Source organism: Mycobacterium barrassiae, from assembly GCF_025822765.1.
Classification (GTDB): Bacteria; Actinomycetota; Actinomycetes; order Mycobacteriales; family Mycobacteriaceae; genus Mycobacterium; species Mycobacterium barrassiae.
This window is the reverse complement of record NZ_JACKUK010000011.1, coordinates 67,403-86,013: the sequence shown is the minus strand read 5'-3', so window position 1 is coordinate 86,013 and position 18,611 is coordinate 67,403. Positions and strand designations below refer to the sequence as shown.

Here is an 18,611-nt window from a genome sequence, read left to right as displayed (position 1 = left end):
CCGCGACGTAGCGGCTAGAGCAGACCGAGCTGCTGCAGATCGGTGACGTATTTGACGATGACCTGCGCCGTGATGTGCGGGATGTCGTTGTCCGAACCGTATCGTCCGATGCCGATCTTGGCTTCCTGCACGGCGGCGCGGAACCGGTCGGTCCGGCCGATGGACCCTCGGGTGGGCGGCAGCGGCTGCGGATCGTTGGACCTCTGAAGCAGCATCTGCAGCATCTGCAGAACTGAGTGCCGGCGCTGCCTCTCCGGCAAGGCACGCAGGCCGCTCTCGAATCGCCGCAGCCACTCGTCGAAGTCGGCGATGCGCGCGATCGGATAGCCCGCATCGATCAGCCAGTCGACGTACTCGTCGAGCCCCACGCCGTCATCGTGGGGGTTCATCACGTGGTAGGTCTCGAACCCGTCGACCACCTGAGCGCCAAGGGCCGCGATCGCCTCAGCGACGAATTCCACCGGCAGCCCGTCGAAGTGCGCCCGCTGCCGATGGCCGTCGGCGCCGAGTTGATAGAACGACTTGGGTGCGACGCCGGTGGCCACCACACTGAACACCATTCGGGTCACGGTGTCCGACAGGTTGAGCTGACCCTGATACGTTGCGTCGGCCATGATCATGGCGGGCCGGAACACCGCGACGGGCAGCCCGCACAGGTCGTGGGCCTCGCGCAGCAGCACCTCGCCGGCCCACTTGCTGGTGCCGTAACCGTGGCCCTCGACGGTGCGGGTGGGGCTGATCTCGCGGATGTCGGCGTGCTCGGTGAAGGCCCACCGCTCGATCTGGTCGCCCACGTTGGCCGTCGACACATAGGTGTAGGGCTTCAGCCTGGTCGCGAGCGCCAACCGGATCAGTTCGGCGGTGCCGACGACGTTGGGGGCGAACAACTCTCGATAGGGCAGCGCACCGCTGACCAGAGCGGCCGAATCCACGATCATGTCAACTGTTTCGGTCAGCCGCTGCCATGTCTGTTCGTCGATTCCCAGCTTGGCGTGCGTCTTGTCGCCGGCGATGACCCATAGGTGGTCGGCGGCCAGCTCCTGAAAGTGTGCCAGCAGGTGTGGATCGCCAGTGTCGAAGGTGCTTTCCAGTCGGCGTCGCGCGTCCTCGTCGTCATCGCCGCGAACGACGCAGATCAGGGTGCCGTCGACAAGTTCCAGCTGCTCAAGCCATTCCAGCACCAGGTAGCGCCCGAGGAAGCCGGTCGCGCCGGTCAACAGCACCGTGCGCACTTCAGCGCTCGGGCTCGGCAAGGTGGGCGCACCGGCCAACGTGGCGTCGTCGAGGAACTTGTCGAGGCTGAGGTCGCGCGCATGCACCTCGGCGGCGTCGGGACCGTGTACCGACTCGAATGTGGCTCCTCCGCCACCTGGTGCTGCGTCGAGGCGTTGGGCGAGTTGGGCGATGGTGGGTGCTTCGAAGATGGTCCGCACGGCGAGTTGGGCGTTCAGGGTGGTGTTGATCGCGGCGATCAAGCGCATCGCCGACAGCGAGTCGCCGCCCAGGTCGAAGAAGGAGTCATCGACACCGACACGGTCGACACCGAGCACTTCGCTGTAGATGTCGGCCAGGCTCTGCTCGGCGGTCGTCGACGGCGCTCGATACCGTGTCGAATTCTGGTACTCCGGTGCGGGCAAGGCGTTTCTGTCCAACTTGCCGTTGACCGTCAACGGCAACGTCTCGATCACCACCACCGCGGACGGCACCATGTACGCGGGCAACCGATCGGCCAGCGCCTGTCGTGCCTCGACCGGATCTGCGGTCCCGGTGATATAGCTGACGAGCCGCTTGTCCCCCGGCTGATCCTCACGTGCGATCACCACCGCCGACTCGACGCCGGCGAGTTCGGTCAGCGCTGCCTGGATCTCCCCCAACTCGATGCGGTACCCGCGAATCTTGACCTGCTCGTCAGTACGGCCGAGATACTGCAATTGCCCGTCGCGACCCCAGCGCACCAAGTCCCCGGTGCGATACATCCGTCTACCGACCCCGCCGAACGGGCACGCCACGAACCGCGCTGCGGTCAGGCCCGCCCGCCCCACATAGCCGGCCGTGACCCCCTCACCGGCGATGTACAGCTCACCGATCACGCCCGCCGGCACCGGCTGCAACCACGAATCCAGCACGAACAGCGCCGCCCCCGACACCGGTGCGCCGATGGGTACCACCCCGGACCCGGGCGAGAGCGGCGCACTGATCGCCACCCCCATCGTGGTCTCGGTGGGTCCATAGGCGTTGAGCATCAACCGATCTGACGCCCAGCGCTCCACCACCTCGGTCGGACACGCCTCGCCTGCGACCACCAACGTCGTGACCTGCAGGCCCTCAGGTGACAGCATCGCCGCCGCCGATGGCGTCTGGGTCAACACCTTGACGCGCTCACGCACCAACACCTCATGCACATCGCTCGGCGAGGCGGCCACCGACTCCGGTACCACCACCAACCGGCCGCCGCTGAGCAGTGCGCAGCAGATCTCCCACACCGCCAGATCAAAGGCGTACGAATGCAGTTGCGACCACGCACGACCAGGCACGGCCGACACCCCGGTGAACACCGACTCCAACAACTGCGTCACATTGTGATGAGAGACCGCCACCGCCTTGGGCACTCCCGTGGTGCCCGACGTGTACACCAAATACGCCAAGTCGTCGGGAGTCGGCGCCTGCACCACCACCGCAGGATCGACCGAGCCCGGGTCCGCCACATCGATGATGACCCCGTCGAAACCGTCCAGCCGCGGGGCCAATTCAGCAGTGGTGAGCACCGCCACGGGCTTCGCATCGGCAACCAGGAAATCCAACCGCGACTGAGGTACCGAAACATCGATGGGCAGATAGGCGGCGCCGGATTTGAGCACCGCGAACATCGCGACGATGGCATCTGCCGAGCGGGGCATCAACAGCGCGACGCAGGCTCCCGGGCGGGCCCCTTGTGCAGCGAGCAAGTGCGCCAACCGATCCGAGGCCGCATCCAACTCGCCATACGTCCACGACCGACCTTCGCAGGACAGCGCCACCTCCCCCGACCGCGCCGCCACCTGCACCGAGAACATCTCCGGCACCGAAACACCCACCGATGCCGGCCTCGTCAACACCGCCTGATTACCCCACCCCGACAACACCTCACACTCACCACCTCCGACCACACTCAACGACGAGAGGTGTTGGGTGGGGTTGTCCACCATCGCGGTCAATAGGTGTTGCCATCGGTGGATGAGGGTTTGGATGGTTTCGGGGTCGTAGACATCGGTGCGGAACTCCACTGTGCCGGTGATACCGGCAGGGGCGCCGTCATCGCTGAAACGCTCCGAAAGTGAAAACGACAAATCCATGCGCGCGGTACGGGTGGCCACCGGCAACGCCTCAGCACAAACCTCACCCAACCCCAACCCCGCCGCAGCACCAGCAGCCACCGGCAGGTTCTGCCACGCCAACATCACCTGCACCAACGGATGATGAGCCAAACTCCGAGTGGGATTGAGCCGCTCCACCAACACCTCAAACGGCACATCCTGATGCTCATAAGCAGCCAGACTGCTCGCCCGCACCCGCGCCAACACCTCGCCAACGCTGGGATTGCCCCCCAAATCCACCCGCATGATGCTCATAAGCAGCCAGACTGCTCGCCCGCACCCGCGCCAACACCTCGCCAACGCTGGGATTGCCCCCCAAATCCACCCGCAACACCAACGTGTTGACCAACAACCCCACCACATCATCGAGGACAGGATCACCACGCCCAGCGATCGGGAACCCCACCGCCACATCACTGCTGGCGCTCAGCTTGGACAACAACACCGCCAACCCCGCCTGCACCACCATGAAACTGGTCACGCCCTGCGCCCGGGCCAACCCCGCCACCCGCACCTGCAGATCAGCCGGCCACGCAATATCAATCGCCGCACCACGATGATCAGCCACCGCCGGATACGGCCGATCAGTGGGCAACTGCACCCGCTCAGCCATGCCCGCCAACGCACCCAACCAATACGCCAACTGCCGCGCGATCGGACTATCGGCGTCGTCGAGATCACCCAAATTCGCCCGCTGCCACAACGTGTAATCCACATACTGCACCGGCAACGGCGCCCACCCCGGCGCCCGACCCACACACCGACTCACATACGCCTGACTCAAATCCCGAGTCAACGTCGAAATCGACCACCCATCAGCAGCAATATGATGCACCACCGCCACCAACACATGAACATCCACACCAACCCGAAACACCAACGCCCGCAACGGAACCTCAGCCGACAAATCAAAACTGTGGTCGGCTATCTGTTCGATGGCACCGTCCAACTGGGCCGTGGACCAATCCGAAGCGTCCACGACGTCCCAACCGAAATCGGCTTCGTCGGCTCCAGTCACGATTTGCCGCGGGATTCCGTCAGGCGCGGTGATCAGTGTGCGCAGGCTCTCATGGCGCTCCACCACATCGGCGAACGCGGCACCCAACGCCTCAACATCAAACGGCCCCACCAGTCGCACCGCCACCTGCATGTTGTAAATCGATGACGGACCTTGCAGCTGGTCGACGAACCACAACCGGCTCTGGGCAAACGACAACGGCACCACCGCAGGCCGCTCCACCGCACGCAGCGGCTCCAACCGCCCCACGCTGGTTTGGATGTGGGGCACCAACTGGGCCACCGTGGGCGCCTCGAACAGTGCGCGTACGCCGACGCCTGCTCCGAGCCTGGTTTTGATCGCCGCGATCAGCCGCATCGCCGACAACGAATCGCCACCCAATTCGAAGAAGGAGTCATCCAAACCGACCCGGTCGACGCCGAGCACCTCGGCGTAGATGCCTGCCAGAATCTCTTCTGCAGGAGTCGACGGCGCTCGGTATCGCTCAGCAGTCTGCAGCTCCGGTGCCGGCAGGGCACGGATGTCGAGCTTGTTGTTGACCGTCAGCGGCATTGCGTCAAGCGTGACGATCGCGGCCGGCACCATATAGGACGGCAACCGGTCAGCCAACGCGCGTCGGGTCTCGGTGGGATCCGCGGTTCCGGTGACATAGCCGACCAGACATTGAGCGCCGGGGCGGTCCTCCCGCGCGATCACCACCGCTTGCTCGATGCCGTCGAGTTCGGTTAGTGCCGCCCGGATCTCGCCCAACTCGATGCGGTACCCGCGAATCTTGACCTGCTCATCCGCACGGCTCAGATACTCCAACTGCCCATCAGGACGCCAGCGCACCAAGTCCCCGCTGCGATACATCCGCGCACCCGCGCCCCCGAACGGGCACGCCACAAACCGCTCAGACGTCAACCCTGCTCGGCGCAGGTAGCCCACACCTACACCGTGGCCGGCGATGTACAACTCGCCCACGGCCCCAGCGGGCACGGGGCGCAACCACGTGTCCAACACGAACAGCGCCGCGCCCGGAACCGGTGCACCGATGGGCACCACACCGGCTCCTGGGGATAGTGGCGCACCGACCGCCACGCACATCGTGGTCTCGGTTGGACCGTACGCGTTGACCATCACCCGATCCGGCGCCCACCGATCCACCACCTCGGGTGGACACGGTTCGCCACCTACCACCAGCGCGGTGTTCTCCACCTCCTGCGGCGACAGCACTTCCACCGCGGACGGAGTCTGGCACAACACACTCACTTTCTCGGCACGCAGCAACGCGTGCAAGTCCGCCGGGGAGAAGGCCACCGACTCGGGTACGACCACCAGCCGACCCCCACCGAGCAGCGCACCCACGATTTCCTGGATCGATGCATCGAAGGCCAGCGAATGCCAGTGCGACCAGACGTTTTTCGGGCCGACAGCCAGTCCGGCATCCATCGTGGCCGCCAACTGCGCGACGTTGTGGTGGGTGACCGCGACCCCCTTCGGCACGCCGGTGGTCCCGGACGTGTAGATCATGTACGCGATGTCGTCTGGTGCGGGAGCCCGCAGAACCGGTCCCGGCCGGCGCCCGGCGTCGTGGTCGTCGAAATCTTCGATATTAAGGACGACCCCATCGAAAAGATCCAGCCGCGAACGCAATTCAGCGGTGGTCAGCACGGCAATTGGCGCAGCGTCGCCGAGCATGAAGGAAATTCGTGCATCAGGCAGACCCGGATCGATCGGCAGATAGGCGGCCCCGGATTTGAGCACCGCGAAGAACCCGACGATCGCTTCCACCGATCGCGGCACAAGCAATCCCACACAGGCGCCAGGATGCGCCCCGCGCTCGGCCAACAAGTGCGCCAACCGATCCGCGGCCTCATCCAACTCGCGGTATGTCAACGACCGTCGCCCGTCGGTCAGCGCCACCGCGCGGGGCCGTGCCGCCACCTGCGCCGCGAACAGTTCTGGAACTGTGGCCATCGCGGGCGCCGGCGCGGTCAACACCGCGCGATGCCCCCACTCGGACAGCTGCGTGCGCTCGGCCGCGTCGAGCACGTCAACCGACGACACCCGCGCCAACGGATCAGCGGTCATGAAACCCAGGAGCCGATCGAAGCGTTCGATGAGCGCTCCGATCTCGGCGCGGTCGAACACATCGGAGTCGAACTCGATGCGAACACCCAACTCATGACCGGGGAAGGCCGCTACCGAAAGCGGATAGTGCGTTGATTCGTGGGCGACGACGTCAGTGACGGTCAATCCGGTGCCGTCGAGCATCGCTGCGGTGTCGATCGGATAGTTCTCGAACACGAAGAGAGTGTCGAAAAGTTGATCGTGTCCAGTGGTTTGGTGGATGTCGCGTAGTCCGAGGTGGTCGTGTTCGACGGTGTGATTGCGGTGGTGCTGCAGCTGGTCGATCAAGTCGGCGATGGTGGTGTTAGCGGTGGCGCGCGCCCGTACCGGCACTGTATTGATCAGCAGGCCCACCGCGGAGTCCGCCCCGGTCACTTCGGCAGGCCGTCCCGAAACCACGGTGCCGAAAGCGACATCTCGTCGGCCGGTCAGCCCCATCAGCAGCTGCGCCCAGGCGGCCTGCAGCACGGTGGTCATAGTGGTGTGCTGTGACCGAGCCAGCTCGCCGAGCGCCTGCGTGGTCTGCGCGGACAGCCGACGAGTTTCGGTGCCTCGCGGCCCCGCCTGAGCGTGTGGAGCGACGAGTGTGGGCATGTCGAAACCGTCGAATACCCTGCGCCAGGCCGCCTTTGCGGCATCATGGTCTCGGCTGGCCTGCCAGCACACGATCTTGCGATATGGCGTTACGGCGGGCAGCGGCTGCCCGAGCTGACTGGCGAAGATCTCGTGCAGAAGAATCGGCAGCGACCAACCGTCCATCACGATGTGGTGGACGGTGAGCACAAACCGGTGTTGATCATCAGCGGTGCGGATCAGAGCAGCCCGCATGGTGGGCCGCTCGGCGAGTTCGCAGACCGCGCGACGTTCGGCGGCGCACAGTTGCTCGATCTCCCGTTCGGGGTTCTGGTCGTCCCAGGACAGGTCGAGGTACCACCACGCCATCACGGGTTCGGCCGGAATGATCTGAACGGGCTCGCCGAACCGTTCGCAGAAGCGGGCAGCCAGATTGGGATGCCGGGAAAGCACGGCCTGCACCGCTTCTCGCAGCCGGTCGGGATCCAACTCGCCGGTCACGGAGATGCCGAGCTGAACCGCGTAGAGGTCGTCGGTGGAGCCTTCCGCGAGACTCGAGTGGAAGAGCAGGCCCTGCTGCAGCGGCGTCAGCGGCAGGACGTCGGCGATCCGGTACTCCTGCTGCAGCTCGTCGATCTGCTGTTGGCTCAGCTGGGCGGGCGTGATATCCGATGGGGTCAGCCCGCCGCCGCCGCGTTGGACGTGCGCGCAGATTCCGGCCAGCGCGTCGAACCACAGCTGGCTCAGTCGGCTGATCTGGTCGTGATCGATGCTCGACGGTGCCCACGTCCAAGCCGCATGCAGTTGCGGGCCGGCATCGGTTTCCGTCGCGACGGCGTTGACTTCCACGGTGTGCGCCAACGACATTGGTATCGCCGCCGCCGTCGCGGCCATCGGGAGACTGTCCTCGCTGAATCGCCACAGCTCGTCGGAGAGGCCGGACGAGGTCGAATCCAGTCGGCCCAGGTAGTTGAATCCGATCGTCGGGTCGCACCCGCCGAGGTCAACATCGGAGTTCAGGTAGCGCAGCAGACCATAGGTGATGCCGTCGGGAAGGGCGCGAAGCTGTTCCTTCGCGTCCTTGATCACTGGGCCGAGCGCCGGATCGCCTGTCGCCACCTGCGCCCACGACAGTCCCCCGACGGTCAAGGCCACCGGATACTTGGTGGTGAACCACCCCACGGTGCGCGACAGGTCGACAGCTGAGGCCAGCTCCTCTTGCCGGCCGTGGCCCTCCACATCGATACCGATGGGCGCCGGACCGCTCCCGAGAAGTTCATTGAAGGCCAACGCGAAAGCGATCAGCAGCACATCCTGAACTCCGGTGTGGAACGCGGCGGGCACCTCACCGAGCAGCCGGCGGGTCGTCTCGATGTCCAGCGATGCAGACAGTGACCCGGCAGTGGCATAGGTGTCCAGCTCAGGTTGTACCGGCGGCAGCACGGCGGGGGTTGCCGCGACCTCCTTCCACGTCTCGGCGCGCTCTGTCACGGCCGCCGCGCGCGCACGCTCGGCGAGCAGCGACGACCATGAGGCGAACGATGTCCCCGTCGTGGGCAGGTCGATCGGCTGGCTGGCGTGGTGTTGAGCCCAGGCGATATTCAAGTCTTCCAGCAGAATTCGCCATGACACCCCGTCGATGACCAGGTGGTGAACGATCAATGCCAGTTGGCCGGTGACGGGTATCCACACGGCACTCAGCATCCGCCCAGCGGCAGGGCTCAACTGCGTCCGCGCCGCGACCACTACCTCATCGGACAATGCCTCCGCCGTGCATAGCAGCTGGCGCGCCTGCACCGATCCCGGCTCACCGACCTGCAGCGACCACTGCTCGGCATGCAGCCGCAGCATGGCGTGCCGATCGAGCAGCGCCTGCAGCAACACGACCACGTCGTCTTCGGTCACCCCGGTCGGGGCCTGCACCACCATCGTCTGGTTGAACTGGTCCACGGCGCCTTCGAGATCGCGCAGCCAACGCATGATCGGGGTGGCCACCACAGGCCCGATGCCGTCGTCGACGATCGCGTCGCCGTCGAAAACCTCGGCCACGGACGCCAACCGGGCCACCGTCTGCTCGACGAAGATGTCGCGCGGACGGCACATCACTCCCGCCGCCCGGGCGCGCGCCACCACCTGCATCGACAGAATGCTGTCGCCGCCCAACTCGAAGAAAGAGTCATCGACGCCGACACGGTCGATCCCAAGCACCTCGGCATAGATGCCGGCGATGAGTTCTTCGACCGCGTTCTGCGGTGCGCGGTACCGCTCGCCGTTGTCGTATTTCGGGGCCGGCAGGGCATGCTTGTCGAGTTTGTTGTTGACCGTGAGTGGCATCGCGTCGAGCACGACGATCGCGGCGGGCACCATATAGGGCGGCAACCGGTCGGCGAGCGCGCTACGCACCACGCCCGGATCTACCACCCCGGGCTCGGTTTCAGTGACATAACCCACCAGCCGCTTGTCCCCGGGACGGTCCTCACGGGCGATCACCGCGGCGTGCTCGACGGTGTCGAGTTCGGTCAGCGCCGCTTGGATCTCGCCCAACTCGATGCGGTACCCGCGAATCTTGACCTGCTCGTCGGCGCGGCCCAAGTACTCGAGTTGCCCATCAGGCCGCCACCGCACCAAATCCCCACTGCGATACATCCGCGCACCCGCGGACCCGAACGGGCACGCCACAAACCGCGACGCCGTCAAACCTGACCGGCCGATGTACCCCACGCCGACACCGTGTCCCGCGATGTACAGCTCGCCCACCACGCCGGCGGGTACGGGACGCAACCACCCGTCCAGCACGAACAACGCTGCTCCCGACACCGGCACACCGATGGGCACCACTGCCGACCCCGCCGACAACGGCGCACTGACCGCCACTCCCATCGTGGTCTCGGTCGGGCCGTAGGCGTTGAGCATCACCCGGTTTGGAGCCCACCGATCCACCACCTCGGGCGGACAGGCCTCACCCGCGACCACCAGCGTCGTGCCCTCCAACCCCTGCGGTGACAGCATCGCCACCGCGGACGGAGTCTGAGTCAACACATTGACGCGCTCGCGGACCAGGGCTTCGTGGAAATCGTGTGGCGACCCGGCCACTGCCTGCGGTATCACCACCAACCGACCGCCGCCCAGCAGTGCACCGAGAACTTCCTGAACCGATACATCGAAGCTGTACGAATGCCACTGCGACCAGACCTGGCCCGGCGTTGTCGACAGGCTGGCGTGTAGTGACTCCAGTAACTGGATGACGTTGTGGTGTGTTACTGCAACACCTTTTGGAACTCCGGTTGTTCCGGAGGTGTACATCAGATACGCGATGTCGTCAGGTGCTGGTGCGGGTAATCCGCCGGCCGGTTGGACATCGAGTCGGGGATCGTCGACATCGAGCACGGTTCCGTGGAAGCCGTCCAGCCGTGAACGCAGCCCGGCGGTGGTGAGCACCGCGACAGGCGCGGCATCGGTGATCATGAACTCGATCCGCGCATCGGGATGCACGGGGTCGATCGGCAGATAGGCCGCCCCGGTCTTGAGCACCGCGAGCATGCCGACGATGGCATCGTCCGAGCGGGGAACCACCATCGCTACGGATCCGCCTGGGCGAGCGCCACAGTCGGCCAATAGATGCGCCAGCCGGTTGGCGGCTTCATCGAGCTCACGGTAGGTCCATGACCGGTCCTCGAACGCCAATGCCACCGCCAGCGGATCGCGGTCCACCTGTGCGGCAAAAGCTTCCGGGATGGACTTGGTGGTGGTGATCGATTCACTCAACACCGCCCGGTTGGACCATCCGTCGAGTCGTTGGTGCTCATCGCCATCGAGGACATCGATCGACGACAACCGCTGTGCGGGGTCGCCGATCATGGTCACCAACACGCGCTGCCATCGTTGGATCAACGCCTCGATGGTGGAGGTGTCGAACACGTCGGTGCGGAATTCCACAGTCCCGCCGATTCCTGCGGGCTCGCCGTCGTCGGTGAAACGCTCCGACAGCGAGAACGACAGATCCGTGCGGGCGGTGTGAGTGTCGATGGGCAATTGGGTGACCTGCAAGTCGCCCAGATTCAATCCACCGTCGGGATCACTGTTGTGCCCCGGCAGGTTCTGCCACGCCAGCATCACCTGAACCACTGGGTGATGGGACAGGCTGCGGGCAGGGTTGAGCTTTTCGACGAGCACCTCGAACGGCACATCCTGGTGTTCGTAGGCGGCCAGACTGCGTCGACGCACCTGGCCCAGCACCTCGGCGAAGCTCGGATCACCACTGAGATCCACCCGCAACACCAACGTGTTGACGAAGAACCCCACCACCTCATCGAGCGCGGGATCACCCCTGCCGGCTATCGGGAACCCGACCGCCACATCATTATTGGCGCTCAGTTTGGACAGCAGCACCGCCAAGGCGGCCTGGACCACCATGAAACTGGTCGCATTGTGCGCACGCGCCATCTCGCTGATCCGCCGCTGCACCTGCCTAGACCAATCGATCGCCACCGCGGCGCCGCGATGATCAGCGACCACCGGATAAGGCCGGTCTGTGGGCAGCTGCAGACGTTCGGGCATTCCCGCCAGTTCCCGAAGCCAGTAGGCCAGCTGCGCTGCGATGGGGCTGGCGCTGTCGTCAAGATCTCCGAACTGTGCACGCTGCCACAGCGTGTAATCCACGTACTGCACCGGCAGCGGAGTCCACTCCGGCTCCCGACCCGCACACCGATTGGCATACGCCTGCCCCAAATCGCGAATCAACGGGCTGATCGACCAGCCATCAGCCGCGATGTGGTGTACCACCGCAACCAAGACATGCTCATCATCAGCACGACGGAAAAGGGTCGCACGCAACGGAATCTCCGTCGCCAGGTCGAATCCCTGCGTTGCAGTCGCCTCGACAGCACGCTCGAGTTCGCTCACCGACCACTCGGTGGCATCGACGGCCCGCCAACCGAAATCGGCGCATTGGGGTTCGACGACCACCTGTTCGGGAACACCCTCTGCCGCGACAAACAATGTGCGCAGGCTTTCGTGGCGGCTCACCACGTCGGCGAACGCCGCACCCATCACGTCGGCGTCCAATGGGCCGTTCAACCGTAACGCCACCGCCATGTTGTAAACCGGTGAGCGGCCCTCCAATTGGTCGATGAACCACAACCGGCTCTGCGCAAACGACAGCGGCACCACCGCAGGCCGCTCCGCCGGCAGCAACGGCTCCAGCCGGGTACCGCCCGCACCCACCCGCGGGGCCAATTGCGCGACCGTCGGCGCCTCAAACAGTGTGCGTACGGGAAGTTGTGCATCGAGGGCGATGTTCACCGCGGCCATCACCCGCATCGCCGACAGGGAGTCGCCGCCGAGATCGAAGAAGGAGTCATCGATTCCGACCCGCTCGACACCCAGCACCTCGGCGTAGATCCCGGCGACGATCTCCTCCGCCGGCGTCGACGGTGCTCGGTAAGCACCATTGACGGCGTGGTATTCCGGCGCGGGTAGCGCGCGTTTGTCCAGTTTGCCGTTGATCGTCAACGGAAGTGCGTCGAGCACGACGATGGCGGCTGGGACCATGTAGGACGGCAGCCGCTTCGCCAATGTGCGTCGTATCTCGGCGGGATCCGCGGTCCCGGTGACGTAGCCGACAAGACGCTTGTCGCCGGGGCGGTCCTCGCGCGCCACGACCGCGGCCTGGTCGACGCCGTCGAGTTCAGTCAGCGCCGCGTGGATCTCGCCCAGCTCGATGCGATACCCACGGATCTTGATCTGCTCGTCGACGCGACCCAGGTACTCGAGTTGCCCGTCGGTGCGCCAACGGACCAGGTCGCCGCTGCGGTACATCCGCGCCCCTGACGAGGCGAACGGGCACGCCACAAACCGCGATGCCGTCAGCTCAGGACGGCCCAGGTACCCCACACCCACACCCCGGCCGGCGATGTACAACTCGCCCACCACCCCCGTGGGCACCGGCTGCAGCCACGGGTCGAGCACGAACAGTGCGGCCCCGGACACTGGCGCACCGATGGGCACCACACCTGCTCCCGGTGACAGTGGCGCACTGACTGTGACGCACATCGAGGTTTCGGTCGGGCCGTATGCATTGACCATCAATCGGCCGGGCGCCCACCGATCCACAACCTCGGGCGGGCACACCTCACCTACCGTTGTCAGGGCCACCGATTCCAGACCCTGCGGCGACAATCCGCCTACCGCCGAGGGGGTTTGGGTCAGGACGCTGACCTGCTCGCGCACCAGCCATTCGTGAAGGTCGTCCGATGAGACCGTCACCGCATCGGGGACCACCACGAGCTGGCTACCGCTGAGCAGCGCACCGCAGATCTCCCAGACCGAAGCGTCGAATGCCAACGAATGGCATTGCGACCACACCTGACCCGCACCCGCAGGCAGATGGGCGTGCAAGGATTCCAGGATCTGCGTGACGTTGTGATGCGTTACGGCAACGCCTTTAGGGATTCCGGTGGTGCCCGAGGTGTAGACCAGATAAGCGATGTCATCAGGCGTCGGGCTCGACAACTCGGTGGCAAGGTGATCAACGGGATGGCCGACGTCGATGATGACTCCGTCGAAACCACTCAACCGCGAACGCAGCTCGGCAGTGGTGAGAACGATGATCGGTGCCGCATCGGCGAGCATGAATGAAATCCGGGCATCGGGCAGCGCCGGATCGATGGGCAGATAGGCGGCCCCGGATTTGAGCACCGCGAACATCGCGATGATGGCGTCTGCCGTCCGGGGCATCAGCAGTGCGACGCAGGCTCCTGGGCGTGCGCCATGTGCTGCGAGCAAGTGGGCCAATCGATCCGAAGCCGCGTCCAACTCGCGATAGGTCAGCGACCGACCCTCACCCGTGAGCGCGGTCGCCTCGGGAGTGGCGGCGGCTTGGCTCGTCAGCAATGCGGGAATCGACATCGGCATTCGCGAGGGCCGGCTCAACACCGCGCTGTTGTTGATTTGATCGAGGTATCGGCGCTCGCCGGCGTCGAGCATGTCGATGGACGATAACCTCGCCCCGGGATCGGCAACCATTTGCTGTAGTACTCGTTGCCATCGGTGGATGAGGGTTTGGATGGTTTCGGTGTCATAGACATCGGTGCGGAATTCCACCGTGCCGGTGATACCGGCAGCAGCGCCGTCATCGCTGAACCGCTCCGAGAGTGAAAACGACAAATCCATCCGCGCAGTACGAGTGGCCACCGGCAACGCCTCAGCAGAAACCTCACCCAACCCCAACCCCGCCGCAGCACCAGCAGCCACCGGCAGGTTCTGCCACGCCAACATCACCTGCACCAACGGATGATGAGCCAAACTACGGGTCGGATTGAGCCGCTCCACCAACACCTCAAACGGCACATCCTGATGCTCATAAGCAGCCAGACTGCTCGCCCGCACCCGCGCCAACACCTCGCCAACGCTGGGATTGCCCCCCAAATCCACCCGCAAGATGCTCATAAGCAGCCAGACTGCTCGCCCGCACCCGCGCCAACACCTCGCCAACGCTGGGATTGCCCCCCAAATCCACCCGCAACACCAACGTGTTGACCAACAACCCCACCACATCATCGAGCGCAGGATCACCACGCCCAGCGATCGGGAACCCCACCGCCACATCACTGCAAGCGCTCAGCTTGGACAACAACACCGCCAACCCCGCCTGCACCACCATGAAACTGGTCACGCCCTGCGCCCGGGCCAACCCCGCCACCCGCACCTGCAGATCAGCCGGCCACGCAATATCAACCGCGGCACCACGATGATCAGCCACCGCCGGATACGGCCGATCAGTGGGCAACTGCACCCGCTCAGCCATGCCCGCCAACGCACCCATCCAATACGCCAACTGCCGCGCGATCGGACTATCACCGTCGTCGAGATCACCCAAATTCGCGCGCTGCCACAACGTGTAATCCACATACTGCACCGGCAACGGCGCCCACCCCGGCGCCCGACCCACACACCGACTCGCATACGCCTGACTCAAATCCCGAGTCAACGTCGAAATCGACCACCCATCAGCAGCGATATGATGCACCACCGCCACCAACACATGAACACCCACACCAACCCGAAACACCAACGCCCGCAACGGAACCTCAGCCGACAAATCAAAACTGCGTAACGCGGCAGCCTCGACCTCGCGCTCCAGCTCATTCATCGACCACTCGGTGGCATCGACAACCCGCCAGCCGAAATCGGCGCGTTCAGGTTCGGCGACCACCTGTTGGGGGGTTCCGTCGGGCGCGGTGATCAGCGTGCGCAGGCTCTCATGGCGCTCCACCACATCGGCGAACGCGGCACCCAACGCCCCAACATCCAAGGGTCCGACCAGTCGCACCGCTAAGGGCATGTTGTAAGCGGATGAGCGCCCCTGCAGTTGGTCGATGAACCACAACCGGCTCTGCGCGAACGACAACGGCACCACTTCAGGCCGCTCCACCGCACGCAACGGCTCCAACCGCCCCGCGCTGGATTGGATGTGGGGCCCCAATCGGGCCACCGTGGGCGCCTCGAACAGCGCGCGTACGCCGACACCCGCTCCGAGCCTGGTTTTGATCGCCGCGATCAGCCGCATCGCCGACAACGAATCGCCACCCAATTCGAAGAAGGAATCATCCACACCGACCCGGTCGACACCGAGCACCTCGGCGTAGATGCCCGCCAGAATCTCTTCGGCAGGAGTCGACGGCTCCCGGTAACGCTCAACAGTCTGCAGCTCCGGTGCCGACAGCGCACGAATGTCGAGCTTGTTGTTGACCGTCAACGGAATTGCGTCAAGCGTGACGATCGCCGCGGGCACCATGTAGGACGGCAACCGGTCAGCCAACGCGCGTCGGATCTCGGCGGTATTCGCAGTTCCGGTGACATAGCCGACCAGACGCTTGTCGCCGGGACGGTCCTCCCGCGCGATCACCACCGCTTGCTCGACACCGTCGAGTTCGGTTATTGCCGCCCGGATTTCGCCCAACTCGATGCGGTACCCACGAATCTTGACCTGCTCATCGGCGCGGCCCAGATACTCCAACTGCCCGTCGGCACGCCAGCGCACCAAATCCCCGCTGCGATACATCCGCGCACCCGCGCCCCCGAACGGACACGCCACAAACCGCGACGCCGTCAACCCCGCCCGACCCACGTAGCCCGCCGTAACCCCCTCGCCGGCGATATACAACTCCCCCACCACCCCGGCGGGCACCGGTAACAACCACCGGTCCAACACAAACAACGCCGCGCCCGACACCGGCGACCCGATCGGCACTGTCCCCAAACCAGGGGTCAGCGGCGCACTGATCGCCACCCCCATCGTGGTCTCCGTGGGCCCATAGGCGTTGACCATCACCCGATTCCGCGCCCACCGATCCACCGCCTCGGTCGGACACGCTTCCCCGGCGACCACCAACGTCGTGCCCGCCAACCCCTGCGGCGAGAGCATCGCCACCGCCGATGGCGTCTCGGTCAAAACATCGACGGTCTCGGCGCACAACAGAGCATGCAAATCCGGCGGGGAGGCCGCTACCGACTCCGGGATCACGAGCAGGCGGCCACCACTGAGCAGCGCCCCGCAGATCTCCCACACCGACAAGTCGAAGGCCAACGAATGCAGCTGCGACCACGCCCTGCCCGGCCCCGCGCCCACCCCGGCATGCAACGGCTCCATCAACTGCGTCACATTGTGATGAGAAACCGCAACACCTTTCGGCATCCCTGTGGTGCCCGACGTATACACGACGTACGCGATATCCATCGTCGCCGGCGCCCGAACCGCCACCTGCGCATCCACCACTGGCGGATCTGCGACGTCAACCACGGTCCCCGCGAAACCACCCAGCCGCGAACGCAATTCATCGGTGGTGACCACGATGATCGGCGCGGCGTCGGCGAGCAGAAACTCAATCCGAGCGTCGGGCAGGCTCGGGTCGATCGGCACATACGCCGCCCCGGACTTCAACACCGCCAATAACGCCACCACCGCGTCCACCGACCGCGGAACCAACAATCCGACAGACACGCCCGGACGTGCCCCGAGTCCGGCCAACACCCCCGCCAACCCATCCGAGACGGCATCCAACTCGCGGTAAGTCAACGACCGACCCCCACCGCAGAGCGCCACCTCCTCAGGCCGCGACCGCACCTGCACCCCAAACAACTCCGGCACCGTCATCGACCCCGGCCCCGACCCCCACAGCACCGACCGATTGCCCCACCCCGACAGCCGGTCACACTCCGCACCACCCACGACACCCAATGACGACAACCGCGCAGTGGGATCGGCCGCCATCGCGGTCAACAACCGACCTAAGCGTCCCGCCAGGTCGCCAACTTCGAAATTCGCGAACGGCTGACCGGCGCCCGCTGTGGTGAAGAAGAGTTCGTCGCTGGATCCGAGGAAGAAGAGCCCATAGTGCCCAAGCGGACCGAAATTCGTGTATGTCGCGTGTGCCCGAGCGCTACCGAGGTCCAGAGTGAGCCGACCGGGGATGAAGTTCACCGCGACCCGGTTCGCGCCCTGTCCCGGGCCCCGAAGGCCGCGTTCGGTTTCGAGTGCGTGAACCGGAAAGCGTTGGTGCCGCAGCAGTTCCTGGATGCGCGCGTCGACATGCCGGCAGAATTCGGCGACGGTAGCGTCCGGCGGAGTCTTCAGCACCAGGGGCACCACTCCGGAGAACATGCCGGGAAGTGTCTTCGCGCCTGGGTCTACGCGCCTGCTCACCGGGAAATCGAGCGCCACCTCCGAACCCTGTCCGGACCACGCTCGCGCCAGGAGGGCGCACGCCGCAGTGATCACCGAGTGTCGACGAATGCGCAGTTCCTTGGTGAGTTCCTTGACCCGGCCGACGACGACTGGATTCATCTGAACCGACGCCGAAGGCAAGCATGCGTCATAGGTATGCGGAGACTGCGACGACGGTTGGTTCAGTCCCGCCTCCGGAGGGAGGTTGGCGCTCCAGTAGGCCAAATCGTCGAGATAGCCGGCGGAGTTCTCGTATTCCGACTCGCAGTCGACCAAGTCCTGTATGGAACCGAAATAGGCAGGGGGGATTGGTTTTCCAGCAACAAGCGCCGAATAGATCGTCGCGATGCGACGGCAGACCAGCGCCATGCCGGCTCCGTCCACGGCCATGTGGTGACACAGCCCGTACATGTAGGACTGATCGGGGCCTGTTCGGAACAGGGCGAACTTTATGAGCGGACCCGACAACGGCATCGGTGTGCGTTGCATCGAAGACGTGATCTGGCGGACTTCTTCCACCGGATCGGCCGAGCCAGTCACATCTTGATAGGCCACCTCGACGTTCGAATAGTCGATCGCCTGTTGGAACACCTCGCCGTCGACCTCGAAAAAGGCGGACCTGGCCGGTTCGGCCTCTTGCAGCGCCTGACGGATTGCGCGCTCGAGCAGGTGACGTTCAATCGCCCCCTCGATTCGCACCAGGAGGCCAAGCTGCCACGCCGTGCCGACGACACCACTCTCCTGCGACAGCCAGATACCGAGCTGCCCGCGCGTCAGCGGCAGCGCTCGGTCACCGAGGTCCATCTCACTCACCATGTCGAGCCGTCGCCAG

2 protein-coding genes and 1 pseudogene are annotated in these 18,611 nt (G+C 65.1%); all 3 read right to left on the bottom strand.

Annotation, left to right across the window (positions count from 1 at the left end):
• Positions 1-14: 14 nt before the first annotated feature.
• Positions 15-3,539: pseudogene (locus H7J93_RS29385) on the bottom strand (amino acid adenylation domain-containing protein); the annotation flags it as partial.
• A complete protein-coding gene (locus tag H7J93_RS29380) occupies positions 3,520-14,502 on the bottom strand; it encodes a non-ribosomal peptide synthetase (RefSeq protein ID WP_372507767.1) in 10,983 nt (3,660 codons plus the stop codon). The gene H7J93_RS29380 and the pseudogene H7J93_RS29385, both read right to left, overlap by 20 nt.
• Entirely contained in the window at positions 14,414-18,583 is a 4,170-nt protein-coding gene (locus H7J93_RS29375; RefSeq protein WP_372507766.1) for a non-ribosomal peptide synthetase, read from the bottom strand. The genes H7J93_RS29380 and H7J93_RS29375 overlap by 89 nt, the downstream gene beginning before the upstream one ends.
• Between the last annotated feature and the right edge of the window lie 28 nt (positions 18,584-18,611).